Source organism: Actinomadura rupiterrae, assembly GCF_024172125.1.
Taxonomy (GTDB): domain Bacteria; phylum Actinomycetota; class Actinomycetes; order Streptosporangiales; family Streptosporangiaceae; genus Spirillospora; species Spirillospora rupiterrae.
Map to the genome: position 1 here is coordinate 121,845 of NZ_JAMZEA010000001.1, position 25,225 is coordinate 147,069.

A 25,225-nucleotide genomic window follows, 5' to 3' on the forward strand; every position below is an offset into this window, starting at 1 on the left:
GTCACCGCCCCCCGTTGAGGATCGACTTGAGCTTGGCGAGGTCCTGCTGGGACGGCCCGTTGTTCGGCTCGTTCGGCAGCCGCATCGGGAACGGGCAGGGTCCCTCGACGAGGTTCAGGCACATCACGTCGGTGCGCAGGAAGTGGCCGCCGTTGGTGGCGGCGAACAGCTGCCGGAGCGGGATCGGCAGGTTCTGCACCATCTTTTCGAGCTGGTCGACGTTGATCCGGAACGTGTCGCTGAACTTGCCGAGGTTGTCGATGATCCGGGCGAGCTGCGCGTCGTTGCCGCCGAGCACCGCGTTGAGGTTGGTGGTCACCCCGGACACCTGGACCACGGCGTTGTCGAGCACCTGCCGGTTGTCGGCGAAGACCTTGGCGAGGTCGCGCAGGTTGTCGACGCTGGTCGCGATCTGCCGGTCCCGGACGGCGACCGCGTCGGTCACCGCCGAGTAGTCCTTGATCATCTGCTGGATCGTCTGCTTGCGCGAGCCGAACGTCTGCAGCAGCCCGTCCAGGTTGGTGATCATCGTGTTGATGGACGCCTCGTTGCCGTCCAGGGCCTGGGAGAGCGCGAACAGGATCCGGTTCAGCTGGTTCGGGTCCAGGTTGTTGGTCAGCGGTTGGAGCGCGTTGACGATCTCGCCGAGGTCCACGACCGAGCGGGTATGCGGGACGCGGTCGCCGCCGTGCAGCATGCCGCGGCTCTGCCCCGGCTCCAGGTACACCACCCGCTGCCCGAGGACGTTGCGCCAGCGGATCGCGGCGGTCGAGTCGTCGGGGAGCTTGACGTCCTTGTCGACGGCCATCCCGACCACGGCCCGGCCCTGCTTGACCTTGATGCTCCTCACCTGGCCGACCGGGGTACCGGCGATCTTCACCTGGTCGCCGGTCAGCAGCCCGGTGACGTCGTCGAACTGCGCGGTCAGCTTGTACCGGTCGTTGAAGCTGGTGCCGAGGATCTGCTGGCCGATGAAGAACGTCAGCATCCCGGTCACCACCACGAACGCCAGGAACTTGGCGGTGGTGACGTAGTCGGGGCCGCGCGCGGCCTTGCGGCGTGGGCTCACGGTCGCATCACCCTGGTGAGCCCGTCGTTCGGCTGGTTCACGTTGGCCTTCTGGTCGAACATCGTGGTCTTCGGCGCCGCCGGGCACACGTCCACGAACAGCTTGCAGAGGTCGAGCGGGAGCGGTCCGACCACGTTGGCGATCATCGTCCCGTTCGGGCCGGGGACCTTGATGACCTTCACGAGCAGGGTGAAGAAGCCGTTCAGGTCGTCCAGCAGGACCGGGAGGTTCTTCTGCTGCCCGTGGACGACGTGCGCGGCGTCGCCCGCGCCGTCGATGAGGTTGCCGATGTTGCCGCCGTGGTCGCGCAGCGAGGTCCCGACGCGGTCGGTGAGCTCGCTCGTGCCGTCCAGGATCTGGTTGACCTTGTCCGGCTTGCCGTAGATGACGGGCGAGACGTTGTTGACGTCGCCGACGATCTGGTTCACCGTCCCGCCGCGCGAGGCGAGCGTCGGGGCGAGCCCGGCGACGTTGTCCATGATGCTCTTGAGCTGCGCCCTGTCCTGGTCGGTCGCGTCGATGACCTTCGCGCCGTTCGACAGCGCGCGGCGGAGCGCGGGGCCCTGGCCGTCCAGGCCGGCGGAGAAGGTGTGCAGGATGGTCGCCAGCTCGTCCGGGTTGATGGCCTTGGTGAGCTTGTAGGTCGGCCACGCCGTCTCGGACAGCTCGACCGGGTCCTTGCCCTGCCCGAGGTCGCTGTTGTTCTTCAGGTACGGGCCGGTGGTCTCCTTCGCGCCGAGGTCCAGGATCAGGTCCTTCGGCCCGAACACCGACACCGGCTCGATCCGCGCGGTCGTCGTCTGCGCGAGCTTCACGCCCTTGTCGACGCGCACCCGGACGGTCACCCGGCCGTCCTTGTCGAGCTTCACCTTCTGGACGGTCCCGACCGTGATCCCGCGGATCTTCACGTCCGACTTGCCGGGGTCCAGGCCCTGGCCCGCGCGGTGGAACTCGGCCGTGTAGTACGTCGAGCCGCCGTTGGACGGCGTCGCGCCGAGCACCAGCGCGGCGACCGCGGCGGCGAGCGCGCCGGCCCCCGCGACGCCGAACAGCGTCCGGGTCCGGCCGGAGAGGGTCTCTTCGCTCATCCGGTCAGCCTCACCGTGCCGCCGTGGCCCCAGAAGATGTAGCTGAGCACCAGGTTCATCAGGATCATCAGGATCGTCGACTCCCGGATCGCGCGCCCGGCCGCGACGCCCACGCCCACCGGCCCTCCGGCCGCGTAGTAGCCGCGGTAGCAATGCACGAACATCACGATGAACGCGAAGATCGCCACCTTGATCACGCTGTACAGCACGTCGATCGGCGGCAGGTACAGATGGAAGTAGTAGTCGTAGATGCCGGGCGACAGCCCGTAGACGGAGACGGAGATGAACCGCGTCGCCCAGAACGCCATGAACAGCGACACCAGGTAGAGCGGGACGAGGGCGATGACGCCGGCCGCCACGCGCGTGCACACGAGGTAGACCAGCGAGTTGATGCCCATGACCTCCAGCGCGTCGATCTCCTCGGAGATCCGCATCGCGCCGATCTCGGCGGTGAAGCTCGTCCCGACCTGCGCGACCAGCGCGACCCCGGCGATGATCGGGGTGACCTCGCGGACGTTGGAGTAGGACGCGACCAGGCCCGTGAACGCCTCCGCGCCGATGCGTTCCAGGCCCGGGTAGCCCTGCTGGCCGACGATCGCGCCGGTGGCCAGCGACATGGTGGCGATCACGAAGATCATGCCGCCGCCGATCACCAGCGCGCCGACGCCGACCGTGATGTCGCTGACCTGCTTGGCCAGCGTCCGGCCGTACTTGCGCCGCAGGATGATGTCGAACAGCAGCCCGTACAGCACCCGGCCGAGGAAGATCGGCAGGTTGAACGAAACGGCCATGCCCGCCGTCCGGCCGCGCACCGCGCGGCCGATCCGCCGGACCGGTGAGATGGCGACCATTCAGAACCTCGGGGGGATCATGCAGAACCTCGGGACCTCGGGGGCGGTTCGGGGGGGCTCGGGAGCGGGGGTTTCAGAACCTTGGCGGGAAGAGGACCTGGTAGATCGTCGTAAGGACGTAGTTGGACGCGAACACCACGATCGAGGTGACCACGACCGCCCGGTTCACCGCCCGGCCGACGCCGACCGGGCCGTAGTCGCAGTTCATGCCCATGTAGCAGGCGACCGCGGCGGCGATGAAGCCGAACACCCACGCCTTGAACAGCGTGATCATCAGGTCCGGGAACTGGAGCAGCGTGGTCGCGCCGTCGAAGAACGCGCCGGGGCTGACCCCCTGCTGGATGACGTTGAAGTAGTAGCCGCCCAGCGTCCCGGCGAGGATCACCACCGAGGCGAGCAGGAGCGAGACCGTGCTGGCCGCCCACAGCCTGGGGGTGACCAGGCGGTGGATCGGGTTGATGCCCATGACCTCCATGGCCGCGAGCTCGTCGCGGATGTTGCGCGCGCCCATGTCGGAGGTGATGGCCGAGCCGCCGACACCGGACACCAGCAGCGCCGCGGCGAGCGGCGCGACCTGCTGGACCATCGCGGCGATCAGCAGCGCCCCGGTCGCCGACGCGGCGCCGAGCTGCCGGGCGATGTCCCCCACCTGGAGCGAGATCGTCGCGCCGAGCGGGATGGCGATGAGCATGACGGGGACGGACGTGACGCGGGCGAGGAACCAGCACTGCTCGATGAACTCGCCCCACCACTGCCGCACGTCCCAGGTGCGGCGGATGCCTTCGAGGAACGTGACGCACATCAGGCCGGTCTCGTCCAGCGCCCGGGCGGCGCGGCGGCGGGCGAGGTCCGGCACGGCGGTGAGGCTCAGGGCCATCTCGCCCCCGGGGGTTCGGGGCGACGGAGCATGCGTGCCTCCTGGGGTGTTCGGACGGTGGCGGCCGTCCGCTGGAGCGCAGTGTCGTTCCGGTCGTGCGACTGGTCGTTCAGGTCGTGCGGTCGATCGTTCGGGTCGTGCAGTTGGTCGTTCCGGTCGTGCAGCAGGTCGTTCGGGTCGTGCGCTTGCTCGCGGTACTCGTCGTACAGCACACGGGTGGCAGCCAGCATCACATGGACACACCGGCACCGCCTGTGATCTGGAGCACTCTATTGGAAGAAGGTCTAAGAAGCGAGTACTTACATCACGCTTCGTCCGGGGCTAGGATCTGCGCGTGCATCCAGATCTCGACGGCGCCGCCGGTCATCCGGCCGACCCGTTCGTGACCGCGGCCGACCCGCTCGTGACCGGAATCCACGACCGCTGGGACGGCCAGGGACTCCCCGGCCAGCCCTGGCCGTACATGGCCATCTGCTCGGTCGGCCGGCTCTACCAGCTCATCAAGAAGGCCCTGGACGGCGAGCTGGAGCGCTGCGGCCTCAGCCGCACCGGGTTCTTCCTGCTGACCACGCTGGCGCTGACGTCCGAGGGACGCGCCCGGCTCAGCACCCTCAGCCGGTTCCTGATGCTGCACCCGACGTCGGTGAAGCTGACCGTCGACCAGCTGGAGGCGGACGGCCTGGCCGCCCGCGCCCCGCACCCGAACGACCGCCGCGCGACGCTCGTCCTCATCACCCCGGCCGGGCGGGAGCTGGCGGGCCGCCTCAACCTCGCGCTCGAATCGCCGGACGGCCCGTTCGGCGACCTCGCCGGCCTGTACCGCCCGCTGTTCGAGTCGCTCCAGCCGATGCGCCTCGCGGCGGGCGACCTGGAGCTCTGACCGCGCTTCCCCTGGGCTTTCGCGGCATCGGGACGGACGCCTCCGGTGAGTGAACCCGGCGACACAGGGCGTCGTACCAGGGGATTGAAGGACATCGCACTCTGACCTTGCGGCAAGGTATGGGGATGGCACGGACCCGAACGAGACCCCCGTCGACCCCGCCACGTCCCCCGCGGCGCGGCGGCCGTCGCTCGTCCGGACGCGCTTCCGGGCGCGTGCCGGCGCCGAGGGTGGAGTACACGCCGGACTACCCCGACCTCGCGGACCACAACCCGTGGGAGCGTCCGCCGGGCCGGGTCCGCAAGACCTGGCGGTTCCTCACGCACAACGTGACGATCACGGTGGTCGGCATCGTCGGGATGCTGGTCGCGATGGTGTTCGTGATCCCGAAGTGGATGGGTCCGGGCGAGCCGCCGAAGGCCGCGGACGGCGGCGCGTTCTCCACCAACGACATGCTCGCGCGGCTCTCGTCGTCCAGCATGGACCCGGTCGCGGCCGGGGTCATCGCGCAGGCGAAGAAGAACGCCTACGAGGAGCAGCAGCGCCAGCTGAAGCTCCTGAAGGAGAAGGCGAAGCGCGACGCGAAGGCGCGCCAGCAGCTGAAGATGCAGCAGGAGCGCGAGCGGCTCGCCAAGTCCAACCCGAACGCGTCCCAGAACAAGGCGTGGGGCAAGAAGATGAACGCGCTGAAGGGCTGGGGCGACTGCTGGGACTCGCTCGAAACGCTCTGGGACCACGAGTCGAGCTGGGACCAGCACGCGACCAACCCGTCCAGCGGCGCGTACGGCATCCCGCAGGCGCTCCCGCCGGACAAGCTCGCCGACGCGGGCCCCGACTGGAAGACCAGCTCGCCGACGCAGATCGCGTGGGGTCTGTCCTACATCAAGGCGCGGTATCACGATCCCTGCGGCGCGTGGTCGTGGTGGTCGGCGCACCACTGGTACTGAGAAACTCCGATGATGCGGAACGGTGGGGCCTCGGCGTCCCGGCAATGGGCGCGGGCGGACGCCACCCGGCGCGCGCTGCTGGACGCCGCGCAGGACGTGTTCGCCGACCGCGGCTACGCGGACGCGGGCATCGCCGAGATCGTCGAACGCTCCGGCGTCAGCGTCGGGAGCCTCTACCACCACTACGGCGGCAAGGCGGGCCTGTACCTGGCGCTGTGGGAGGAGCTGACCGGCGAGCAGGAGTCCCGTGCCGCCGAGGCGGTGTCGGCGGCGCGCGCGTCCGGCGAGGACGACCCGATCGCGCAGTTCGTCGCGGGCGCCCGCGCCTACCTGGAGACGTGCTGGGAGCGGCGCGAGGCGGCGCGGCTGTTCCACGCCGGTGAGGGACCGTCCGGGTTCTCGCTGATGCGGCGCGGCCGGGCGCAGCGCTGGATCGAGCGCAACACGCGGCTGCTGCTGCGCCGCGAGGACGGCGGCGACCGGGCGACGTCCGTGCTGAGCATGGTCCTGACGACGGTGATCGGCGAGGCGGGGCGCGAGATCGCGCTGGCGGACTCGCCGTCCGACGCGTCCGAGATCATCGAAGAGGTCCTGCGCATCCTGATCCGGCTCGCAGGCTGACTCGCGGAGGCGGCAGGAACGCCTTTGCGCACGGGGTTTTCGCGGTCTGCGGCGAAGATCGGTGATCCGGTATCGCGGAGGTGTCACGGAGGTTACGCTGACCGTCCCGTCACCGTGAGCTGACACCCCCAGTGATCACCGGAGAGCCGACGGCCGATGCCGACTTCCACCTGGTACCGCCTGAACGTCGCCAAGCGCGAACGGGTCCTCGAAGCGGCGATGCGCGAGTTCGGCGAGCACGGGTACTCGACCGGCAGCCTGAACACGATCGCCCGCGAGGCGGGCATCGCGAAGGGCTCGCTGTTCCAGTACTTCCGCGACAAGCTGGAGTTCTTCGCGTTCGTGTGCGACGAGACGTCCCGGCGCGTCCGCGAGGAGATGGAGCGCCGCATCGCCCGGCTCGACTTCGACCAGCCCTTCGACGGCTGGCTCTTCGACGTGCTGTGCGAGTGGACCGAGTACTACGCCGACCACCCGCTGGAGCGCGGCGTCACCGCGGCGACCAACTTCGAGCTCGACAACGGCGTCCGCTCGGTGATCCGCGAGACCGCGAACCAGCACTACCTGCAGGTCATCCACCCGGTGCTGAAGCTGTGGAAGGAGCGCGGCGACATCCGCCCGGACGCCGACCTGGACGTCCTCGCCACGTTCCTGCTGATGACGCTGCCGTTCCTGGCGCTGTCCCCGTACTACGACGGCCTCGACCCGGTGCTCGACCTGCGCGGCCGGACGCCCGCCGAGCAGCGCCCGATGATCCGCCAGATCGTGTCCGGCATCCGCCCGATGTTCGCCCCGTCCGCCACCTAGCGGTCGCCGGCGAAAGGACTGGCCATGGCGGACGGGATCGTTCACCAGATGAGGTCCGTCCGGCTGCTTCTGCGGCTGCTCGAATCCGAGCTGCCGACGATCTTCTGGCGCCTGCCCGAAGCCGCCAAGCTGACGGGACACGTGCTGGACTGCGCGGACGAGGGCGCTCTCCGGGCCGTCCTCAACCCGTGGGCGACCTGCTTGGAGACCAAGCCGGTGCGCTCGAAGTACCAGTCCAAGATCATGCTGGAGATCAGGGCCCCGCTGGACGGCCTGGACGTGCACTGCTACGGCTACGCACCCGGCCCGCGGAAGGCGAGGCTCCGCGGCCTGCTGCCGTTGCGCCGTCCGGCCGGGCGCGGGGTATCTGACGCTCCGGACGCGGCCGCGATCCGGCAGGGCCAGCTCAGGGCGGCGCGGCTGCTCGGCACGCTCCTGCGCGAAGACCTCCCGCCGCTCGAATGGCTCGTCCACGGCGCGCTGTACAGCGGGAGACCGCAGCTGTCGGGCGATTTCAGCGCCGGTGCGCCCGGCCAGGCCGAGCGGCTCGGGCGCGAGGCCCTCGGCGCGTGGTCCCGCCACCTGGAAGCCGAGCCCGAGGAACGCGCCCACTCCGGCTTCACGGCCATGAGCCTGAGTTCCAAGGTGGACGATGTCGGCATCAGCGTCAGCACGAACTGGCCCTGACCCAGCACCCCCGTCCGCAACTGGAACCGAGACGTCCGGGTCGGAAATTCACCGAACAGGTCACCCCCAGCGGATAGCGCGTCCGGCTTTGTTCGGTTTTCCTGTTGTGTGAAGCCGTTCGCGCCGGACGGCACGGCGGCTTCGTCCGGACACCCCGTTCTAGGAGGACGACGCATGAAGGCAAAGCGCGCCGCCGCCGGCCTGGCGCTGGCGGCCCCACTGGTCATCGGCATCCTCATGGCCGCCGCGCCCGCCAACGCGGACCCCGCGCCGACCGCACCGCACACCATCGACCTCACGCTGACCGGCGGCGGCGCGTCCACGGACGGCATCCAAGGCTCAGGCCACTGACCCCGGGGCGGCGCCGGCCGGAACGCCGGTCAGCGCCGCCCGAACACCTCCGAACACTTCCGGACGCCCCCGTCCCCTTGCCGGACACCCCGCCGGACGGCTGTGGTCGATGGCATGGGTGGTCTCGTACCGGCGCGCACGCGCCGCATGCTGATCGTCATCGTCACAACGCTCTCCCTGCTCGCCGGCATGGCCGCCGGCCCCGTGGCGCGCCACGCGTCCGCCGCGCCCGCGCCACCGTCAGGCCCGCCACCGTCAGGCCCGCCACCGTCAGGCCCGCCGCCCTCGGGCCCGGGGGGCGAGGATCCGGGTACGCCGCGTCCGCCTGCGGTTCCGCCCCGCGGGCAGCCGGCGCGGTCACCTCAGCCAGGTGAGGGCGACTCGCGGAGCCTGTGGCAGCGGATCAAGGATGAGTGGATCATCGCGACGACCACGATGCCGCCGAAGGAGCCGTCGCCCCCGACGGGGCCAAAGACGGACCATTACACCCTGAGCTACTTCCGCCAGCGCCTGGAGGACATCCTCAACGGCAAGAAGCCCCGGGGCGAGATCCCCCGGGAGCTGGATGAAGTGACCGTCTACTGGGACGAACGCGATGCCGAGCGCGAGCACCGCCAGGCTCTGGCCGACCTGGAGCGCGCAAAGCGGAACCTCGGGAGCCCCTATACCCGGAACACCACCGGCCTGAAGGCTTGGTGGCAGTACCAGAACGCAAGGTTCGACCTCTGGATGGCCGAGGTGCGGCTCAACGAGGTGAAGACCCGGGCCGACGAGCAGCGCAGGCTCGACCGCATCAAGGAGCTTCCGAGCCCGAACAGCCCGCCCAAGAACAAGCGCAAGGGCCACAGCGGCGGCAAGGGCAACCAGGGCCACCGACACAAAGGCAAGCGCCACCGCCGCAAGGACAAGGGCGACGGACCGGGCAACGGACCGAGCAACGCTTTCGCCCCCGGACACTCCGGGGCCCCTGGCCTGCCCGGACACCACGGCTTCCCCGGACACCACGGCCTGCCCGGCCTGCCCGGACAACCCGGACGTCCGAAGCACCCCGGACACCCGATCGCTCCTGGGCAGCCTGGACGGCCGAAGCGGCCTGGACACCCGAAAGCACCTGGGTTGCCGATTCCGGCGCCGGCGCCTCGGCCGGGGCACCAGCGGCCGACGCCGGGCGGGCCGGGGGCGCAGCCGGGGACGCCGGGGGTGCCGGTTACGGTGCCGGACCTGCCGAAGGTGCCCGTTACGCGGCCTGTCGGGCCGTCCTTCGAGCCGACCGGGCCGAACGCGCCCGCCGCGCCGGACAAGTCGTCGCCGAAGGCGCCGACGTTCCCCGCGCCGCCGAACGCGCCGAAGCCGCCGCCTCCGCCGGGCGGCCCGTCGGCTCCGGCTCCCGGTGATCCGTCCAACCCGTACCCGAGCACGCCGCCGCACGTCCCGGCGCAGCCGCGTCCCAAGCCGGACGATCCCAACAAGGACAACCCGGACAAGCCTCAGCACGACCGGCCCGCTCCGGGCCCCGACCGGCCGATCGTGCCCGAGACGCCGGAAGTGATCCCGCCTGGAGTGACCCCGGCTCCCGCGCCGTCCGATCCGGAGCTCGTCCCTGCGGCGCCCGGTCCGGCTCCGCTGGTGCCGGCGCCGTTCGACACCGGCGCGGAGCTGCCCAAGGCCGGTCCGCTGCCGCCCAACGCCCCTGTTCCCGCCGCCCCGGCCGTCGACCCGCGGTTGCAGGCGCTGGAGCAGATGCTCCAGCAGCTCAAGGCCTACGGCTGGATCTACGGGCACATCCTCGGGCAGGTGTTGCGGACGCTGCCGCCGGCATTGGGCATGCTTCTCCAGGACTGGCTCCGCAGTCAGGTCCCGCATCCGGCGCCACCGCCGAAGAAGGCGCCCGGCCCGCTGCCTCCCGGGCCGATCCCGGGCCTGCCGCCGATCGTGGTCGTCCCCGCAGGCGCCCGGACTCCGGCGAAGACCGGGCCTTCGGCTCCGGACACGTCCTCGCCGGACACTGCGCGACCTGCGCCGAAGCCGTCCGATGGCAATACCGGTTTCGGCACACCGGCCGGTAGCGGCAACGACCGCAACACTGGCGTCGGCAGCGCGGCCGGGCCGTCCTCGCCGTCCGGGAACGACTCGGGACGGCTCGGGGACAGCTCCCGTCCCGACACCCACCACGACACGAGCCCACCGCCGGACAACAGCCCGCCTGCCAGCAGCCCACCGCCCAGCAGCGGCGACGGCACCGGCACCCCCGGCGACGGCGGCGGCGGTAGCCCGGGAGGCGGAGGCCCGGCGCCCGATCCGGGGCCCGGCTCTGCTCCTGACGAAGGCGGCGGTACCGCCGGCGGCATCGGATCCGGCCCGCAGCCCGGAGGAGGAAACCCCCAACCCGGTCGCGACTAGGCGACGCCCAAGGCCCGGATGCGTTCGCCGCGGGAACCGTCCCGCGGCGAACGCATCCGGGCGCTTTGGTCAGCTTGCACGGGGGCGGGTGTAGACGGTGCGGGCCCAGGCGTAGCCGGCGGCGGCGATGGCGGCGGACCAGGCCAGCGCGATGACCGGGTTGTGGCCGGCCGGCGTGCCGGTCAGGAGGCCGCGGACGGACTCGATGACCGGGGTGAACGGCTGGTACTCGGCGAACTGGCGAATACCGGCGGGCATGGACGCGGCGGGGGCGAAGGCGCTGCCGACGAAGGGCAGGAAGACGATCAGCATCGGGCCGTTGCTGGCCGCCTCCGGGGTGCCGGAGACGAGGCCGATCGCCACGGCGAGCCAGGTCAGGGCGAAGGTGAGGACGAGCAGGAGCGCGACCGCGGCGAGCCACGAGACCGGGTCGGTGGTCGGACGGTAACCGAGGACGACGGCGACGGCGATGACCGACGCGGTGCTGGCGACGGTCGTGAACATGCTGTTGATGACGTGCGCGGCGAGGATCGAGCCGCGGGCGATGGGCATCGTGCGGAAGCGGTCGACGATCCCCTCGGTCATGTCGACGCAGACGGCGACGGCGGTGGCCATGCTGCCGGACGCGACGGCCATGACGATGATCCCGGGCGCGATGTAGTCGATGTAGCCGCCGTGGTGGCCGCTCGCGGCGGCGATCCCGGAGCCGAGGGTCCTGCCGAGGACGCCGACGAACAGCAGGAGCATGATGACCGGGCCGAAGACGGAGCCGATCGTCATGGACGGGTAGCGGAGGGTGTGCCGCACGTTCCGGCGCAGCATGGTGGCGGTGTCGGTGAGCGCGTTCATCGGGCGTTCCGTTCGGTGAGGGCGAGGAAGACGTCGTCCAGGTCGGGCATGTGGATGGAGAGTTCGCGGACGTCGAGGGACGCGGCGTTGATGCGGTCCAGCAGGATGGACAGGGACGCCACTCCCCCGTCGCTCGGGATCTGGAGGGTGAGGGCGTCGTCGTCGCGGGACGTCACGGGCAGCACGCGGGCGGCGTCGTCCAGGCTGCGCGGGTCGGCGAAGCGCAGCAGGACGTGCCCGCCGGGGACGAGCCGCTTGAGCTCGGCGGCGGTGCCCTCGGCGACCAGGCGGCCGCCGTTCAGGACCGCGATCCGGTCGGCGAGCCGGTCGGCCTCCTCCAGGTACTGCGTGGTGAGGAAGATCGTGACACCGTCGGCGACGAGGCCCCGGATGATCTCCCAGAGGTCGCGGCGGCTGCGCGGGTCCAGTCCGGTGGTCGGCTCGTCCAGGAAGATCAGGCGCGGGTTCGCGATCAGGGTCATCGCGAGGTCGAGGCGCCGCTTCATGCCGCCGGAGTAGGTGGACAGCGGCTTGTTCGCGGCGTCCTGGAGGTCGAGGCGTTCGAGCAGGGCGTCGGCGCGGCGGCGGCCCTCGCGGCGGCCGAGGTGGTGCAGGTCGGCCATCAGGATCAGGTTCTCGCGGCCGGTGAGCAGGGCGTCCACGGCGGAGTACTGGCCGGTGACGCCGATCCCGGCGCGCACGCCGTCCGGGTCGCGGGCCAGGTCGCGGCCGGCGACGCGCGCCTCGCCGCCGTCCGCCGCGATGAGCGTGGACAGGATCCGGACCGTCGTCGTCTTCCCCGCGCCGTTCGGGCCGAGCAGCGCGAACACCGTCCCCGCCTGGACGGTCAGGTCGATGCCATCCAGGACGGTGTGGTCGCCGTAGGACTTGCGAAGTCCCGTCACCTCGATCGCGGCAGGGCGATTCGTACTGGTCAGAGCGGTTTCGATGGCCTGGCGGTAGCGTGGTGCGTCGTCCATGGCACGATCGTCGGGCCCTGACGCAGGGTCAAGGTCAAGCGCTTCTTCCGGAGGACTTCGAGTGCTGACGATCGGGCAGGTCGCGGAGTACCTGGGCGTGACGGTCCGGGCGATCCGCCACTACCACCAGCGGGGCCTCCTGCCCGAGCCCGAGCGCGACGCGTCGGGCTACCGGCGTTACGGGGCGGACATGGTCGTCCAGCTGGTGCGCATCCGGACGCTCTCGGACGCGGGCGTCCCGCTGGCGCGGATCGAGGAGCTGATGGGCGCGTCGCCGGCGGAGTTCGCGGCGTCCGTCGCGGCCATCGACGCCGACCTCAAGGACCAGATGGCCGAGCTGCGCCGGCGGCGGCGCGCGATCGCCGAGCTGTCGTCCGGCGACCGGCTGTTCGTCCCGGACGAGGTGGTCGTCCTGCTGGAGCGGCTGGCGGAGATCGGCCTCAGCGCGGAGGCGATGCGGACCGAGCGCGACAGCTGGATCCTGCTCGCCGCCCAGCACCCCGACCAGGTGCCGGGCTGGGCCGAGCAGAAGCGGAAGCTCTTCGAGAACCCGGCGTTCCAGCGGATGTACCTGACCGCCGACGAGGCCGCCGCCTGGGACCGCGACGACCCGCGCCTCGAAGCGCTCGCCGACGAGGTCAACGCCTTCGGCGGCCTCCAGTCACCGGACGAGGGCGCCGAACCCATCCTCGCCCTGGACGCCCTGGTAGCCGTGACCCTGATGGCCGCGCAGACCGGCCGCCCGGTCCCAGCCTGGGAACGCCTGATCGAGCTCTGCAAGTCCCGCGCAACCGACGTCAGGGCGCGGCCAGAGCAGCCGCGATAGCCGGAACGTTCTGGTACTCGCGCCACAGGACGATCTTGCCGTCGCGCGCCCGCAGGACGCCGATGAAGGCGGCCTCCGACTTGTGGCCCGTGGTGGTGACGGTGCCGCTCATGACGTACTCGACCACGATCGTCCCGGGGTCGGCGGTCTCGTGCAGGGCGGTGACGCGAACGTCGTCGAAGCGGACCGGGAAGTCGGCGCGGCGGGGTTCGGCGTAGGCGATGTAGGTGTCGCGGCCTTCGATGCGGGCCGGACGGCCGGGCGGCGCGAACGGGTTCTCGATGACGGCGTCCTCGGCGAGGAGGTCGCCGGTCAGACCGTCGCCCCTCAGCCAGCAGTCGCGCATCTGCTCGAACAGCTCTCGTGGACCGGGCATGGACTCGGTGCGGATGCTGGAGGGGAAAGTGGAGCGGCTCCTCGTGCGCGCGCAGGAAGCCGGGGCAGTGCGGAGCGACGTCCGCGTGGATGAGGTGCTCGTCCTTTTGGCCTCGACAAGCCAAGCGGCGCTGCATCCCGGGTGGTCTCCGGATCTGCAGCGCCGCACGCTGGTCACGGTCTTCCGGGGTCTGTCCCCGTAGGACGCCGGGCCCGGACATCGGCTCATCGGGTCGTGAGGCGTTCTAGGGACCAGGAGACGAGCATCCCGGCGGAGAGGGCCGCGCCGAGGATCGCGACGGACGGCCAGCCTCCGTGCGTCCAGGCGAGGGACGCGAGGGCCGAGCCGAGCGCGCCGCCGACGAAGTTGCCGGTCATGAAGGCCGAGTTGATGCGGTTGCGGGCCTCGGGCTGGAGCGCGTAGACGACGTGCTGGTTGCTGATCAGCAGGGCCTGCTGGGCGAGGTCGAGGACGATGATGCCGACGATCAGCCAGGCCAGGGAGTGCCCGCCGAGCGCGAGGGGCAGCCAGGCGACGAGGTAGATGACGGCGGCGGCGCCGGTCACGCGGTGGACGTGGCCGCGGTCGGCGAGGCGTCCGGCGACGTTCGCGACGACCGAGCCGAGCGCGCCGAACAGCCCCATCAGGCCGATCGCGCCCTCGCTCCAGTTGTAGGGGCCGCCGGAGAGCAGGAAGGTCAGGGACGTCCAGAGGGCGGAGAAGGCCGCGAAGGACAGCGCGCCGAGCACCATCCGCCAGCGCAGGACGGGCTCCTCGCGGATCAGCGTCGCGATCGAGCCGAGCAGCTTCGGGTAGCGCATCCCGGCCGGGGTGTGCAGGGTCGGCAGGGCGCGGCGGAGCAGGACGGCCATCAGCAGCATCAGCCCGGCCTGCACCCAGTAGACCGTCCGCCAGCCGCCGAGTTCGGCGAGCGCGCCGGAGACGGTGCGGGCGAGCAGGACGCCGAGGAGCAGGCCCATCATCACGGTGCCGACGACGCGTCCGCGCTCGGCGGGGGCGGCGAGGGACGCGGCGAACGGCACGACGACCTGGGCGGCGACCGAGGTCAGCGCGGTCAGGGCCGTCCCGGCGAGGAGCACGGCGCCGTTCGGGGCGAGCGCGGAGATCAGCAGGAACCCGGCGGTGAGGACGTAGAGGGAGACCGAGAGCCGGCGGCGTTCGACCAGGTCACCGAGCGGGACGAGGAGGAACAGGCCGATGCCGTAGCCGACCTGGGCGGCGGTGACGATCAGCCCGGCCATCCCGGTGCCGAGTCCGAGGGAGCCGCCGATGAGGTGGAGCAGGGGTTGCGGGAGGTAGTTGGACGCGACCGTGAGGCCGGTCGCCACCGCCATCAGGGGCAGCAGCCCGCGCCGGAGCCCGGAGCCCTCCGCCGCCGCCTGCCGGACGGGTCGCTGAGTCATGATCGCCATGCCAGAAGGATGCGTCCGGACCCATCGATGAGTCCAACGCATTCTTTTCATCCGATTGATCGCGGATGTAGATTGATCGGATGGATCTGCAGCAGATGCGCTACGTCGTCGCGGTCGCCGAGGAGGGCGGCTTCACCCGGGCGGCGCAGCGCTGCCGGGTCGTCCAGTCGGCGCTGTCACACCAGGTCGCGCGGCTGGAGCGGGAGCTCGGCGCGCGGCTGTTCGAGCGGACGAGCCGGCACGTCCAGCTGACGCCCGCCGGGGAGGCGTTCCTCCCGGCCGCGCGGCAGGCCCTGGACGCGGCGGAGCGCGCCCGCGCCGAGGTCGCGGCGGCGTCCGGCGAGATCCGCGGGCGGCTCGCGATCGGCGCGATCACCACCGTCACCGCCGTGGACCTCCCGGCGCTGCTCAAGCAGTACCGCGAACAGTACCCACAGGTCAGGATCACGCTGCGGGCGGGCATCAGCGAGGAGCTGATCGACCAGGTCCGGGACGGCTCGCTCGACCTCGGCTTCCTCGGCCTGCTGCCCGGCGCCGTCCCGAAGGGCGTGAGCGACCGGGAGCTGCTGCGCGGCAACCTCGTCGCGGTCGTCCCGCCCGGCCACCGCCTCGCCGACAAGGAGGAGACGGACCTGGCGTGCCTGGCGGACGAGACGTTCGTCGACTTCGCCGCCGGGACGATCGGCCGCTCGCAGTCCGACCAGGCGTTCGCGGCGGCGGACGTCCAGCGCGACGTCGCCTTCGAGGTCACCACGACCGAGTTCATCGTCGAGATCATCCGGCAGGGGCTCGCGGTCGGGATGCTCCCGGCGAACTACGCGCACCGGCTGCAGGGCGTCCGCACCCTCTGCGTCCGGGACGCCCCGGGCCGCGTGGAACGCCTGATCTGGTCCCGCCACCGCCCGAGCCCGCCCGCCGCCGCCTTCCTCAAGTTCCTCGACGCGCCGGTGTAGGGATCTCAGCCTGCGGCGGGGACTACGTTCCGCCGCCCGGGACGATCAGGCCGGATTCGTAGGCGGCGATCACGGCCTGGGTGCGGTCGCGCAGGCCGAGCTTGCCGAGGATGCGGCTGACGTGCGTCTTCACGGTCTCCTCGCTGACCACGAGCAGCGCGGCGATCTCAGGGTTGGACAGGCCCTCGGCCATCGCGCGCAGCACCTCGGTCTCGCGCGGGGTGAGTGCGCCGAGCGCGGACGGCGTCGTTCTGGCGCGGTTCCGGCTCTGGCTCTGGCTCCGGCTTCGTGCGAACTCCTCGATGAGGCGGCGGGTGACGCCGGGCGCGAGCAGCGCGTCCCCGGCGGCGACGATCCGGACGGCCTCGAAGAGCCTTTCGGCCGTGACGTCCTTGAGCAGGAACCCGCTGGCGCCGGCCGCGAGCGCGTCGTACACGTACTCGTCCAGCTCGAACGTGGTGAGGATGAGGACGCGCGGGGTGCGCTCGGCGGCGCGGAGGCGCTCGGTCGCCTCGATGCCGTCCATTCCGGGCATGCGGACGTCCATCAGGACGACGTCCGGATCCAGCTCCGCGCACAGCCGGACGGCCTCGGAGCCGTCCGCGGCCGTCCCGACGACGGTGAAGTCCGGCTGCGTGCCGAGCAGCGCCGCGTACCCGGACCGGACGATCTCGTGGTCGTCCGCGACGACGATCGTGACGCTCATGCCGGGCTTCCCGACCGGGCGGGCAGGGTCGCCTCGATGAGGAAGCCGCCGCCGGGAGCGGGGCCGATGTGCAGGTCGCCGCCCACGGTCGCGGCGCGTTCGCGCATGCCGAGCAGGCCGTGCGCGTCGGGCCGGATGTCGTCGCGCGGCCCCGGCCCGAGGTCGCGGACGCGCAGCCGGAGACCGTTCGCCTCGTAGTGCAGCTCGATGTCCACGGCCGTTCCGGGCGCGTGGCGGCGGGCGTTCGTGAGGGCCTCCTGGACGATCCGGTACGCGGTGAGTTCGACGCCCGGATCGAGTTCGGCGACCGGCCCGCTGACGATGAGGCGGACGGCCGAGCCGGTCGTGGCCCGCGTCTCGGCCACGAGGTCGACGAGCTGGGCGAGGCCGGGCTGGGGCTGGCGGGCCTGCTGCGTCCCGCCCGCGTCCTCGCGCAGGACGCCGAGCAGGCGGCGCATCTCGGTGAGCGCGGTGCGCGCGGTGTCACCAATGCTGAGCAGGCGTTTCGCGCCGTCCGCGGGCATCCCGGGGGTGGCGAGCCGGGCGGTCTCGGCCTGCACGGCGATCATCGAGATGTGGTGCGCGACGACGTCGTGCAGCTCGCGCGCGATCCGGGCGCGCTCGCTCTTGGCGGTGTTCTCCAGCAGCGTCGCGCCGATCGTCTGCTCGGCGGCGCTCTGCCGTTCGGCCTGCGTGCGCGCCCACCGGACGATCCCGGCCCCGGCCGCGACGGGCGCGAGGACAGCCGCCGCGCGCGCGATCGCGCCGGGCTGCGGCAGCAGGGCGGCGATGGCGAACGGCACGATGAACGCGGCGGCGAGCGTGTACGCCCCGTCCCGTCCGACCAGGTAGAGGACGACGAGCAGCGCCGCGCATCCCGCGAAGGTGAACCCGCCGAGGGCCGCGAGCGAGGTCGCGCAGGCGGCCGTGACCGCTCCCGCCGCGAGCCAGACGTGCGGGAGCAGCAGCGGCAGCGTCGTGAACAGGCACAGCAAAAGCCCGTACGGGAGCAGCACGTTCGCGTCCCGGACGGTCTGCTCCGCGACGGCACAGACCGCCAGCACCACCCCGATCACGACACGTTCCCGCACGTCGGCCATCTTCCCGAGGTTTCCGGCATCCCGCCATCACTCGCGTGAGGGACCCCGGCGCGTCCCTCACGTGGGGGACGGAGGGCTCGGGGTGGTGACTGCCAAGACCCCTCACGTGGGGGACGCGCCGTCTATGGGGCCGCGCCTAGCGTCCTGGGCATGGAGATAGAAGTCGAGGGCCTGCGCAAACGCTATGGCCCGGTGAACGCGCTGGACGGCGTGTCGTTCACCGTCCGGGCCGGGATGGTGACCGGGTTCGTCGGCCCGAACGGCGCGGGCAAGTCCACGACGATGCGGATCGTCCTCGGCCTGGACGCGGCGGACGGCGGACGGGCGCTCGTCGGGGGCCGCTCGTACCGGTCGCTGCGCGATCCGCTGCGCGCGGTCGGCGCGATGCTGGACGCGTCGTCGGCGCACCCCGGTCGGCGCGGACGCGATCACCTGCGCTGGATCGCGCACTCCGCCGGGCTTCCGGCGCGCCGCCTGGACGAGGTGCTGGCGATCGTCGGCCTGTCCGAAAGCGCCGCGAAGCGCCGCGTCGGCGGGTACTCGCTCGGCATGCGCCAGCGCCTCGGGATCGCGGCGGCGCTGCTCGGTGATCCGGAAGTGCTGATGCTGGACGAACCGGTCAACGGCCTCGACCCGGAGGGCATCGTCTGGATCCGCGGGCTGCTGAAGTCGCTGGCCGCCGAGGGCCGGGCCGTCCTGGTGTCCAGCCACCTGATGGGCGAGCTGGAGGGCACCGCGGACCGCCTCGTCGTGATCGGCCGCGGCCGGATCATCGCGGACACGAGCGTCCCGGAGCTGCTGGAGGCGGCGTCCGGCGGCCGGGTCGCGCTGCGGACCAGCGCGCCCGCCGACGCGATGGCCGTGCTCAGCCGCGCGGGCGGCACCGTCGCGTCGGTCGGCGCGGACGCGCTGACCGTGTCCGGCCTGGACGCCCAGTCGACCGTGGCCGCGCTGAGCGCGGGACGCGTCCCGTTCTCCGAGATCAGCGCGCACCGCGCGACGCTGGAGGAGGCGTACATGGAGCTGACGCGCGACGCGACCGAGTTCCACGCGCAGGCGGGAGGCGTGGCATGAGCGCAGTGATGTTCCGCCAGGTCAGAGCCGAGTGGACGAAGCTGCGGTCGGTCCGCCGCTGGACGCTGACGCTGCTGGCGGCCGTGGTCGTGACCGTGCTGGTGTCGATGCTCGGCGCGTCCGGCGGCCAGGTCAGCCACATCGGCGGCCCGGACGACCAGCCGCCGATGGGACCCGAGGGGAAGCGCGTCCGGGACGCCTTCCAGTTCGTCCACCAGGAGATGCGTGGGGACGGGTCGGTCACCGCGCACCTGGCGTCGCTGACCAGCAAGGTCGACGGCGTGAAGCCGACCGAGGCCGAGCCGTGGGCGAAGGCCGGGATCATGGTGAAGGGCAGCACGAAGCCCGGCGCGTCCTTTGTCGCGCTGCTCGCGACGCACGGGCACGGCACCCGGTTGCAGCACGACTTCCTGCACGACAAGAGCGTCCGGTCGGGGTCGTGGCTGCGGCTGACGCGGTCCGGCTCGACGTTCACCGCGTATATCTCCGACGACGGGACGAACTGGACGAAGGCGGGCAGCGTGAAGGCGCGCAGCATGCCGGAGACGGCCCAGGTCGGGGTGTACGCGGCGTCCCCGCTGCATACCGAGATGGAGCGCCGGTTCGGCTCGACCAGCATCAGCGACGTCCCCGCGCACGCGGTCGGCGTCTTCGACCACGTAACGGTCGGCGCGGGATCCGGGGCAGGCGTCGGCGCGGGTTCCGGGGCGGGCGTCGGCGCGGGGTCCGGCGCTTGGACGAAGACGAAGGTGGGCGAAGGGCCCGTCCTTCCGCCCGGCGAGGGCCCGCCGTCGCAGGTGCAGGACGGCTCGTCCATCACGGACGGGACGATCACCGTGACCGGCTCGGGCGAGATCGGCCCGCTGCCTCGCGGCATGGACCTGGTGCAGCGCAGCATGCAGGGCGTGCTGGTCGGGCTGCTGGTCATGGTCGCCGTCGGCGCGCTGTACATGACGTCCGAGTTCCGGCACGGGCTCGTCCGGACGACGTTCACGACCGCGCCGCGCCGCGGCGGGATGCTCGCGGCGAAGTCGCTCGTGCTCGGCGCGACGGTGTTCGTCCTGTCGGCGGTCGGGCTGGTCATCGCGTTCCCGCTGGCCCAGTCGCGGATGCGCGCGTCCGGGTTCAAGCCGCCGGGGTTCCCGAAGTGGAGCCTGACCGATCCGGCGGTGCTGCGCGCGATCGTCGGCTCGGCCCTGCTGGTCGCGCTGGTCGCCGTCCTCGCGCTCGCGTTCGGGGCGATCTTCCGGCACAGCGCGGCGGCGATCGCGGTGGTGCTGGCCATCGTCCTGGTCCCGCAGATCCTCGCGTCCGCGCTGCCGCTCGGGGCGTCCCGCCTGCTGCTGAGCGTCACGCCGGCCGCCGGGTTCGCCGTCCAGCAGACCGGGAAGAGCTACTCGTTCGCGCCGGAGCCCTGCATGCCCGACGACGGCTGCTACCCGCTCGCGCCGTGGACGAGCCTGCTCGTCCCGGGCCTGTACCTCGCGGTCGCGCTGCTGCTGGCCTGGTGGGCGCTGCGCCGGAGGGACGCGTGAGGCGCGAGCTGCACGCGGAGTGGACCAAGCTCCGCACGGTCGGCAGCACGGCCTGGCTGCTGGCGGCGACGTCCGCGCTGACCGTCCTGGTCGGGGTGCTGGTGATGGCCGGCGTCCACGGCTCGGACGGCCCGCAGGACCTGCCGAAACTCGCGCTGGGCGGCGTCCAGTACGGGCAGGTGACCATGGTCGTCCTCGCCTGCCTCGCAGTCGGGGCCGAGTACGGGACGGGCACGATCGGCCCGACGCTGGTCGCCATGCCGAACCGGTTCCGCGTCTTCGCCGCGAAGACCCTGGTGGTGGCCGCCGCGGCGGCCGCCGTCGGGGCTCTCGGCACGGCGGCATCACTCGTGATCGGACGCCTGGTCATGTCGTCCGACGGCCTCCCGCCGCTGCCACTGTCGGACGGCCCGACCCTGCGTGCCGCGCTCGGAACCGTCCTCTACCTAGCGCTCGTCGCGCTGCTCAGCCTCGGCCTGGCGACGGCGCTGCGGGACTCGGGCGTCGCGGTCATCACGGTGCTGAGCATCCTGTACGCGATGCCGATCGCGACGCGGCTGGTCTCGTCCGAGCACTGGAAGCGGCGCCTGGAGAAGTACGCCCCGATGAAGGCCGGCCTCTCCATCCAGTCAACGAAGAACCTGGCCGCACTACCCCTCTCCCCCTGGCACGGCCTGGGCATCCTGGCCCTGTACGCCACCGCCTGCCTGGCGTTGGGCTTCGCCCTGTTCCGCCTGCGCGACGCGTAGGCCCCGATTTCGGGATCTTCCCTCACGGAGCGCAACACACCACTACGCTGACGCTCTTTACGCTCCCGAAAATTGGACGAAACGATGCTTCAGACCGTGGCGGGCGGCCGCTACTGGTGCGCCCTGGTCGTCAAGGCGAGCAGCGAGGTGGACGACGCGCTGCTCGCCGCCATCGCCGACGCGACGGACCTCACGTTCGAGTACTACGGCAACGGCGGTTTCGGCGGCGAGACGCTCGCCGACGTCTACAAGGCGGACGAGAACCTCCTCATGGAGGTGGAGTGCGACGAGGTCGGCGTCAAGGCCCTGCTCATCCGCGCGGACACCACCGAGAACGCGGTCGCGATCCGCGCGGTCATCGGCGATTCGATGTCGGCGTGGAGCGAGCAGATGCTCCGCGCCCAACTGGAGGACACGTTCGCCGAATCTCCGCAGGCCCTCGTCGCGCTGCTGATGGCGACGGGCGGAGCCCAGCCGGACGAGGCGACCCTCGCCCTGCTCCAACGCGCCGCCGAGCACGACCGGGCTGAGGTCCGCCACTACGCCGAGTACGCCGCCCAGGTCGCCGCCGAACTCGTCCACCCGCCGGTCGTCATGCACGAGACCGAGGCGGAGCGCGAGCTGGACTGGGCCCTGCGCCCTTCCTCGCCGGTGCCGGGCGACGAGCGCTGGGTGACGGTCCGCGCGGGCGTTCCCGAGCGCGCCGTCCCGAGGCCCGTGACCTGGCTCAAGACCCCGCTGGAGGACGACGAGCCGGCGGGGTTCTGGGCGTACACCGCGAACTGGAACCTCGCCGTCCTGCACGACCGCGAGAACGCGGCCTGGCGCGAGATCATCTACACGCCCCGCGACGGCCGGACGGCCCTCCACGTCGTCCAGCACGAGGCGCTGGGCCCGTCCGTCCACCTGGCCGTCCACGGCGACCTGGCCGAGGAGACCGCCGCCAAGCTCGCCGAAGACCTCAACGCCGAGATCCTCTCGTCCGCGCCGGACGGGCTCCCCCGGACCGCCTCAGCCGAGCCGGGGGCGTAGCAGCCGCGCCACGTCGTGGGCGCGGCTGAGCGGGGACCAGGTGTCGCCGGGCTTCCAGTCTTCGGCGTTCCAGACGTCCGACATGACGGCTTTGACGAAGCCCCAGGCGATCACGCGGTCGAGCGGGATCCCGCTTTCGTCGGCCGCCTGCTCGATCCGGGCCGGGACGAGCGCGGTGAGCGCTTCATCGCGGTCGTCCGGCACCGGATTGAACAGGAAGCTGCCGACGTCGTAGCCGGGATCGCCGACCAGCCCATGCGGGTCGATGGCAAGCCACGGCTCGCGCGTAGCCCTGAGCACATTGTCATGATGCAGATCGCCATGCAGAACGACCCGCTCGGCGGCGTCCGCGCACAACTCCCGCATCAGCCCACCCGCCCGAACAACGAAGTCAAGCGGCATCGGCCCACTGTCCCCGAGCCGGGCCGCGTACTTGTCGAACGCCTTCGCTTGCGTGATCACGTCCGGCAGCGGGCAACCGTCCGGCACCGGGGCATGAAGCCGTCGCATCACCTCAACCAGCATGGACGTGGCCTGCGTATCTCGCCTGGGAACGAGATCACGCAACCGTTCACCAGGGCTGGAGCGTTCCAGCAAGAGCGCGCCGCGCGCCAGATCAGACCGCAGGAGGCGGACGGCCCCACGCCCGTCGAACGCTTGGAGCGCAGGCACCTCGTTCGTGATCGACTCCGCATGCGGAAGCCCGAGCTTGAGCACGGCAAGCGTGCCATCTTCGCAGGTCACCCGCGCCACGTAGTGGTACGAAAGCTCATACGGCTCGCCCACCACGAGCCGCCACTCACGAGCAACACCTTCAAGAACGCCAGGCAGATCGTCGAGCCAGCGCCGCCCCTCCGCGCCCCAGACCCCCACGACGTTCCTGGTCAGCTCCCGCGTGATCACCCTTCGGACGATAAACGCTCAGGACACCAGGCCGACCTTCGTCAACGCGTACCGCCGAGCATCGAACTCGGCCAGCTCACGCGCCGGATCTTCGGTCTCCTTCCAAACCCGGTCTGGATGCAGCTTGCCTTGGGCGTGCAGGGCGAGTTCGAGCAGCCGGTAGTTGTCGACCTGCTCGTCAAAGTCGCTGAGCGCCCGCTGCGCCGCCCGCTCTGCCTTCTTCCACTTGCCGCGCGCGAGCCAGGCCACGGCTTCGACCTCGCACGCCTCCCACGAGACGGCCCCGCCGTAAGCCGGCCCGGAGGACGCCGCCATCGCCGCGCTCCGCGCCCGGTTCCCGGCCTCGGCCGCCTTGACCGCGTCGTCGTACCGCCCGTCCGCGACGAGCAGCCACGCCGCTCTGATCTGCAAGTTCATGCGCCGCAGATGCGACTGGAGATCCGGCTCGGGCGTGGCCTCCTCCTCGGACAGCTCCCCCAGCACCCGCTCCAGCTCGCCCCGCACGTCCATGGCGTCCACCCGGCCTCCCCACCTCGCCTAAGCCGGATCTTCCGCCACACCCCGGAGGCTGATCAACTCCTGCGACAATCCCACCCATGCCGCTCGCGAAGATCACCCTCGCTTCCGGCCGCCTGATCGCCCTGGACGACCTGAGGATCTCCACGACCTACGGCGGCCTGCTGGAGGGCTATCCCAACCCGGGCATGAACGACCGCCTGCTGGCGCACCTGGCGAAGCGCCGCGAATCCCCGTACCAGACGTCCCCCGTCCACCTGATCGACCCGCCGCGCCGACGCCGCGACGAGTCCTCGACCCGCCGCATGCCCTTCGGCCCGTTCGAAGAACTCCCCGCCCTCTACTGCCGCGGCTCGTTCACCTCGGACCGCATAGACGAGACCCTCGAAAAAGTGCTGCACCGCTCGTGGCTGGAGGTCGTCTGGTTCCAGGACGACCTGACCGTCCCGGTAGCCGACTTCGTCACAGCAGCAGTGGCCGACCTGCCCTGGAACACCCTGGCCGAAGACCACGAACTCTGACCCGGGGGTGGGCGACCACAGCCGCCCACCACAAGTCGACTTCAGTCGAACAGCTCCTCGGCCCTTTCGGCTTCCAGGGCGCGCTGGAACCAGCGCTCCGCCTGTTCGAGGTCGGTACAGGCGTCCGCACGGGTCCACATGTCCGGAGTGACCTTGATGCCGCGGTGCTCCAAGATCTGGAGCGCCCCGTGCGCCTTGCCCTTGGCCTCGCCGCGGGCCTCGCCGCGAGCCTCACCGCGCGCTTCGCCCCGGGCCTCGCCGCGGGCCTCAAGGGTGCGCTTGAAGTCGTTGATGACCTCGTTGTCGGTGGTCATGCTCAAGACAACCTCCAGGTTGCTTTTCGCCGCGCCTTTGACCATCTCGTACGCGTAATCAATGTATCGCACTGCGTAGGCGGGGTTTCCGATGTCGGCCAGCCCCTGGACGAAGCGTTCGCAGGTGCCGGGCACGTGGCCGTGGGCCATGACGGACAGGCACGCCAGGGCCGGGTGGTCGGTGACCTGGCGAGCGGTCTTGATCTGGGGGATCTGGTTGGGGCCGACGATGCAGAGCTTCAGGGAGAGGGTGAGGGCTCCGCTTCTGACGACCACCTCTCTCGGGAAGGCGTCCGCCTTGGCGTCGGGGGTGAAGATCACCACATGGATGCCCTCAGAGGCCTTGAAGTGGTAGAGCCACCAGGCGACCGCATATTCGACGCAGCGCCGGAGCTTCGCGTCGGACAGTTCGGTCTCGATCTCGTTGATGACGAGACAGGCGGGCGCCTGTGCCTGGCCCCGGAATATGAGGACGTCACTGTGGAGGTCGCGGGACGGCCGAGTGTTGATCTCGTTGTCGCCGACCTTCCAGGACGTGTCGTCGAATTCGGTTCCCATGAACGTGGCCAGTGCCCAACCGGCCAGTTCGGGGTGGGCATGGAGGACGGTTCTGAGGCCGTCGTGTCGTGATACGGGCATGTCACGGGACGCTATCGAACGTTACTGACAGTGGCGAACGGGGTGTCCGGTGACTCGCGGGGTGTTGTCGGAGAAGGTGGGATTTGGCGGCTGAGGTGTGGCCGGATCCGGCCACACGGGCACTGACCAGCGGGAATCAGG

29 protein-coding genes are annotated in these 25,225 nt (G+C 71.3%); 15 read left to right on the forward strand and 14 right to left on the reverse strand.

Annotated elements, in window-relative coordinates:
* Position 1: 1 nt before the first annotated feature.
* From FHU30_RS00525 to FHU30_RS00545, 5 genes are all read right to left on the reverse strand, one after another.
* Positions 2–1,069: an MCE family protein gene (locus FHU30_RS00525; RefSeq protein ID WP_253870009.1), complete on the reverse strand. Its 1,068-nt coding sequence runs from the start codon at positions 1,067–1,069 to the stop codon at positions 2–4.
* The gene (locus tag FHU30_RS00530) at positions 1,066–2,157 is read right to left on the reverse strand and encodes an MlaD family protein (protein WP_253870012.1); all 1,092 of its coding nucleotides are present in this window, start codon (positions 2,155–2,157) and stop codon (positions 1,066–1,068) included. The genes FHU30_RS00525 and FHU30_RS00530 overlap by 4 nt, the downstream gene beginning before the upstream one ends.
* Positions 2,154–3,008, reverse strand: a complete 855-nt coding sequence (locus tag FHU30_RS00535; protein WP_253870015.1) for an ABC transporter permease — start codon at positions 3,006–3,008, stop codon at positions 2,154–2,156. Before FHU30_RS00535 ends, FHU30_RS00530 begins: the two co-directional genes overlap by 4 nt.
* Positions 3,009–3,081: 73 nt before the next feature.
* Positions 3,082–3,885, reverse strand: a complete 804-nt coding sequence (locus FHU30_RS00540) for an MlaE family ABC transporter permease (protein WP_253870018.1) — start codon at positions 3,883–3,885, stop codon at positions 3,082–3,084.
* Positions 3,876–4,115: a hypothetical protein gene (locus FHU30_RS00545; RefSeq protein WP_253870020.1), complete on the reverse strand. Its 240-nt coding sequence runs from the start codon at positions 4,113–4,115 to the stop codon at positions 3,876–3,878. The genes FHU30_RS00540 and FHU30_RS00545 overlap by 10 nt, the downstream gene beginning before the upstream one ends.
* Before the next feature lie 104 nt (positions 4,116–4,219).
* On the opposite strand from FHU30_RS00545, the gene FHU30_RS00550 reads away from it, so the two are divergent.
* The 7 genes from FHU30_RS00550 to FHU30_RS00580 all read left to right on the forward strand — a co-directional run bounded on the left by FHU30_RS00550 (position 4,220) and on the right by FHU30_RS00580 (position 10,578).
* Positions 4,220–4,765 carry a MarR family winged helix-turn-helix transcriptional regulator gene (locus FHU30_RS00550; RefSeq protein ID WP_253870022.1) on the forward strand — a complete coding sequence of 182 codons (546 nt, stop codon included), beginning with the start codon at positions 4,220–4,222 and terminating at the stop codon, positions 4,763–4,765.
* A gap of 230 nt (positions 4,766–4,995) precedes the next feature.
* Positions 4,996–5,712, forward strand: coding sequence for an aggregation-promoting factor C-terminal-like domain-containing protein (locus FHU30_RS00555; protein WP_253870024.1), 717 nt, complete (start codon positions 4,996–4,998; stop codon positions 5,710–5,712).
* A gap of 9 nt (positions 5,713–5,721) precedes the next feature.
* Positions 5,722–6,333, forward strand: coding sequence for a TetR/AcrR family transcriptional regulator (locus tag FHU30_RS00560; protein WP_253870026.1), 612 nt, complete (start codon positions 5,722–5,724; stop codon positions 6,331–6,333).
* A gap of 156 nt (positions 6,334–6,489) precedes the next feature.
* Positions 6,490–7,140, forward strand: a complete 651-nt coding sequence (locus tag FHU30_RS00565; RefSeq protein ID WP_253870028.1) for a TetR/AcrR family transcriptional regulator — start codon at positions 6,490–6,492, stop codon at positions 7,138–7,140.
* A 24-nt stretch (positions 7,141–7,164) separates the two neighbouring features.
* Positions 7,165–7,827: a hypothetical protein gene (locus tag FHU30_RS00570; protein ID WP_253870030.1), complete on the forward strand. Its 663-nt coding sequence runs from the start codon at positions 7,165–7,167 to the stop codon at positions 7,825–7,827.
* 174 nt (positions 7,828–8,001) lie between these two features.
* Positions 8,002–8,178 (forward strand): hypothetical protein, encoded by a 177-nt coding sequence (locus FHU30_RS00575; protein WP_253870032.1) that lies wholly within the window; start codon positions 8,002–8,004, stop codon positions 8,176–8,178.
* A 435-nt stretch (positions 8,179–8,613) separates the two neighbouring features.
* The gene (locus tag FHU30_RS00580; RefSeq protein WP_253870035.1) at positions 8,614–10,578 is read left to right on the forward strand and encodes a hypothetical protein; all 1,965 of its coding nucleotides are present in this window, start codon (positions 8,614–8,616) and stop codon (positions 10,576–10,578) included.
* A 69-nt stretch (positions 10,579–10,647) separates the two neighbouring features.
* Here the strand turns inward: FHU30_RS00580 and FHU30_RS00585 are convergent, their stop codons facing one another.
* Together FHU30_RS00585 and FHU30_RS00590 are read right to left on the reverse strand one after the other, a co-directional pair.
* Positions 10,648–11,427 carry an ABC transporter permease gene (locus FHU30_RS00585; RefSeq protein ID WP_253870038.1) on the reverse strand — a complete coding sequence of 260 codons (780 nt, stop codon included), beginning with the start codon at positions 11,425–11,427 and terminating at the stop codon, positions 10,648–10,650.
* A complete protein-coding gene (locus tag FHU30_RS00590) occupies positions 11,424–12,407 on the reverse strand; it encodes an ATP-binding cassette domain-containing protein (protein ID WP_253870041.1) in 984 nt (327 codons plus the stop codon). Before FHU30_RS00590 ends, FHU30_RS00585 begins: the two co-directional genes overlap by 4 nt.
* 61 nt (positions 12,408–12,468) lie before the next feature.
* On the opposite strand from FHU30_RS00590, the gene FHU30_RS00595 reads away from it, so the two are divergent.
* Positions 12,469–13,233 carry a MerR family transcriptional regulator gene (locus FHU30_RS00595; RefSeq protein WP_253870044.1) on the forward strand — a complete coding sequence of 255 codons (765 nt, stop codon included), beginning with the start codon at positions 12,469–12,471 and terminating at the stop codon, positions 13,231–13,233.
* On the opposite strand, the gene FHU30_RS00600 is transcribed toward FHU30_RS00595, so the two are convergent.
* Complete coding sequence (locus FHU30_RS00600; protein ID WP_253870048.1) at positions 13,205–13,609, reverse strand: nuclear transport factor 2 family protein; 405 nt, start codon at positions 13,607–13,609, stop codon at positions 13,205–13,207. The genes FHU30_RS00595 and FHU30_RS00600 overlap by 29 nt on opposite strands.
* On the opposite strand from FHU30_RS00600, the gene FHU30_RS00605 reads away from it, so the two are divergent.
* Positions 13,608–13,811, forward strand: a complete 204-nt coding sequence (locus FHU30_RS00605) for an SbtR family transcriptional regulator (protein ID WP_253870050.1) — start codon at positions 13,608–13,610, stop codon at positions 13,809–13,811. The genes FHU30_RS00600 and FHU30_RS00605 overlap by 2 nt on opposite strands.
* Before the next feature lie 22 nt (positions 13,812–13,833).
* On the opposite strand, the gene FHU30_RS00610 is transcribed toward FHU30_RS00605, so the two are convergent.
* Complete coding sequence (locus FHU30_RS00610; protein WP_253870053.1) at positions 13,834–15,042, reverse strand: MFS transporter; 1,209 nt, start codon at positions 15,040–15,042, stop codon at positions 13,834–13,836.
* A gap of 80 nt (positions 15,043–15,122) precedes the next feature.
* Here FHU30_RS00610 and FHU30_RS00615 point away from each other — a divergent pair, with 80 nt between their 5' ends.
* Positions 15,123–15,995 carry a LysR family transcriptional regulator gene (locus tag FHU30_RS00615; protein ID WP_253870056.1) on the forward strand — a complete coding sequence of 291 codons (873 nt, stop codon included), beginning with the start codon at positions 15,123–15,125 and terminating at the stop codon, positions 15,993–15,995.
* A 22-nt stretch (positions 15,996–16,017) separates the two neighbouring features.
* Here FHU30_RS00615 and FHU30_RS00620 read toward each other — a convergent pair whose 3' ends face one another.
* Positions 16,018–16,701: a response regulator gene (locus FHU30_RS00620; RefSeq protein ID WP_253870059.1), complete on the reverse strand. Its 684-nt coding sequence runs from the start codon at positions 16,699–16,701 to the stop codon at positions 16,018–16,020.
* Positions 16,698–17,801 carry a sensor histidine kinase gene (locus tag FHU30_RS00625; protein ID WP_253870061.1) on the reverse strand — a complete coding sequence of 368 codons (1,104 nt, stop codon included), beginning with the start codon at positions 17,799–17,801 and terminating at the stop codon, positions 16,698–16,700. Before FHU30_RS00625 ends, FHU30_RS00620 begins: the two co-directional genes overlap by 4 nt.
* Before the next feature lie 150 nt (positions 17,802–17,951).
* Between FHU30_RS00625 and FHU30_RS00630 the strand changes: the two genes are divergently transcribed.
* The 4 genes from FHU30_RS00630 (at position 17,952) to FHU30_RS00645 (ending at position 22,191) form a co-directional block, all read left to right on the forward strand.
* Positions 17,952–18,875 carry an ABC transporter ATP-binding protein gene (locus FHU30_RS00630; protein WP_253870064.1) on the forward strand — a complete coding sequence of 308 codons (924 nt, stop codon included), beginning with the start codon at positions 17,952–17,954 and terminating at the stop codon, positions 18,873–18,875.
* A complete protein-coding gene (locus FHU30_RS00635) occupies positions 18,872–20,410 on the forward strand; it encodes a DUF1349 domain-containing protein (RefSeq protein ID WP_253870066.1) in 1,539 nt (512 codons plus the stop codon). The genes FHU30_RS00630 and FHU30_RS00635 overlap by 4 nt, the downstream gene beginning before the upstream one ends.
* Positions 20,407–21,159: a DUF2705 family protein gene (locus tag FHU30_RS00640; protein ID WP_253870069.1), complete on the forward strand. Its 753-nt coding sequence runs from the start codon at positions 20,407–20,409 to the stop codon at positions 21,157–21,159. Before FHU30_RS00635 ends, FHU30_RS00640 begins: the two co-directional genes overlap by 4 nt.
* 84 nt (positions 21,160–21,243) lie before the next feature.
* Entirely contained in the window at positions 21,244–22,191 is a 948-nt protein-coding gene (locus tag FHU30_RS00645; RefSeq protein ID WP_253870072.1) for a hypothetical protein, read from the forward strand.
* On the opposite strand, the gene FHU30_RS00650 is transcribed toward FHU30_RS00645, so the two are convergent.
* Both FHU30_RS00650 and FHU30_RS00655 read right to left on the reverse strand, forming a co-directional pair.
* Positions 22,171–23,094: an aminoglycoside phosphotransferase family protein gene (locus FHU30_RS00650; RefSeq protein WP_253870075.1), complete on the reverse strand. Its 924-nt coding sequence runs from the start codon at positions 23,092–23,094 to the stop codon at positions 22,171–22,173. The genes FHU30_RS00645 and FHU30_RS00650 overlap by 21 nt on opposite strands.
* A gap of 18 nt (positions 23,095–23,112) precedes the next feature.
* Positions 23,113–23,613: a hypothetical protein gene (locus FHU30_RS00655; RefSeq protein WP_253870077.1), complete on the reverse strand. Its 501-nt coding sequence runs from the start codon at positions 23,611–23,613 to the stop codon at positions 23,113–23,115.
* A 77-nt stretch (positions 23,614–23,690) separates the two neighbouring features.
* On the opposite strand from FHU30_RS00655, the gene FHU30_RS00660 reads away from it, so the two are divergent.
* Positions 23,691–24,131: a hypothetical protein gene (locus tag FHU30_RS00660; protein ID WP_253870079.1), complete on the forward strand. Its 441-nt coding sequence runs from the start codon at positions 23,691–23,693 to the stop codon at positions 24,129–24,131.
* Positions 24,132–24,172: 41 nt separating this feature from the next.
* Here FHU30_RS00660 and FHU30_RS00665 read toward each other — a convergent pair whose 3' ends face one another.
* Positions 24,173–25,084, reverse strand: coding sequence for a hypothetical protein (locus FHU30_RS00665; RefSeq protein ID WP_253870082.1), 912 nt, complete (start codon positions 25,082–25,084; stop codon positions 24,173–24,175).
* Between the last annotated feature and the right edge of the window lie 141 nt (positions 25,085–25,225).

Bases quoted from the DNA above. Each gene is read 5' to 3' on its own strand.
- FHU30_RS00530 (WP_253870012.1), bottom strand. From the start codon at position 2,157: ATGAGCGAAGAGACCCTCTCCGGCCGGACCCGGACGCTGTTCGGCGTC.
- FHU30_RS00535 (WP_253870015.1), bottom strand. From the start codon at position 3,008: ATGGTCGCCATCTCACCGGTCCGGCGGATCGGCCGCGCGGTGCGCGGC.
- FHU30_RS00540 (WP_253870018.1), bottom strand. From the start codon at position 3,885: ATGGCCCTGAGCCTCACCGCCGTGCCGGACCTCGCCCGCCGCCGCGCC.
- FHU30_RS00545 (WP_253870020.1), bottom strand. From the start codon at position 4,115: ATGCTGGCTGCCACCCGTGTGCTGTACGACGAGTACCGCGAGCAAGCG.
- FHU30_RS00560 (WP_253870026.1), top strand. From the start codon at position 5,722: ATGATGCGGAACGGTGGGGCCTCGGCGTCCCGGCAATGGGCGCGGGCG.
- FHU30_RS00565 (WP_253870028.1), top strand. From the start codon at position 6,490: ATGCCGACTTCCACCTGGTACCGCCTGAACGTCGCCAAGCGCGAACGG.
- FHU30_RS00570 (WP_253870030.1), top strand. From the start codon at position 7,165: ATGGCGGACGGGATCGTTCACCAGATGAGGTCCGTCCGGCTGCTTCTG.
- FHU30_RS00575 (WP_253870032.1), top strand. From the start codon at position 8,002: ATGAAGGCAAAGCGCGCCGCCGCCGGCCTGGCGCTGGCGGCCCCACTG.
- FHU30_RS00580 (WP_253870035.1), top strand. From the start codon at position 8,614: ATGCCGCCGAAGGAGCCGTCGCCCCCGACGGGGCCAAAGACGGACCAT.
- FHU30_RS00585 (WP_253870038.1), bottom strand. From the start codon at position 11,427: ATGAACGCGCTCACCGACACCGCCACCATGCTGCGCCGGAACGTGCGG.
- FHU30_RS00590 (WP_253870041.1), bottom strand. From the start codon at position 12,407: ATGGACGACGCACCACGCTACCGCCAGGCCATCGAAACCGCTCTGACC.
- FHU30_RS00605 (WP_253870050.1), top strand. From the start codon at position 13,608: ATGGACTCGGTGCGGATGCTGGAGGGGAAAGTGGAGCGGCTCCTCGTG.
- FHU30_RS00600 (WP_253870048.1), bottom strand. From the start codon at position 13,609: ATGCCCGGTCCACGAGAGCTGTTCGAGCAGATGCGCGACTGCTGGCTG.
- FHU30_RS00610 (WP_253870053.1), bottom strand. From the start codon at position 15,042: ATGGCGATCATGACTCAGCGACCCGTCCGGCAGGCGGCGGCGGAGGGC.
- FHU30_RS00615 (WP_253870056.1), top strand. From the start codon at position 15,123: ATGGATCTGCAGCAGATGCGCTACGTCGTCGCGGTCGCCGAGGAGGGC.
- FHU30_RS00620 (WP_253870059.1), bottom strand. From the start codon at position 16,701: ATGAGCGTCACGATCGTCGTCGCGGACGACCACGAGATCGTCCGGTCC.
- FHU30_RS00625 (WP_253870061.1), bottom strand. From the start codon at position 17,801: ATGGCCGACGTGCGGGAACGTGTCGTGATCGGGGTGGTGCTGGCGGTC.
- FHU30_RS00630 (WP_253870064.1), top strand. From the start codon at position 17,952: ATGGAGATAGAAGTCGAGGGCCTGCGCAAACGCTATGGCCCGGTGAAC.
- FHU30_RS00635 (WP_253870066.1), top strand. From the start codon at position 18,872: ATGAGCGCAGTGATGTTCCGCCAGGTCAGAGCCGAGTGGACGAAGCTG.
- FHU30_RS00645 (WP_253870072.1), top strand. From the start codon at position 21,244: ATGCTTCAGACCGTGGCGGGCGGCCGCTACTGGTGCGCCCTGGTCGTC.
- FHU30_RS00660 (WP_253870079.1), top strand. From the start codon at position 23,691: ATGCCGCTCGCGAAGATCACCCTCGCTTCCGGCCGCCTGATCGCCCTG.
- FHU30_RS00665 (WP_253870082.1), bottom strand. From the start codon at position 25,084: ATGCCCGTATCACGACACGACGGCCTCAGAACCGTCCTCCATGCCCAC.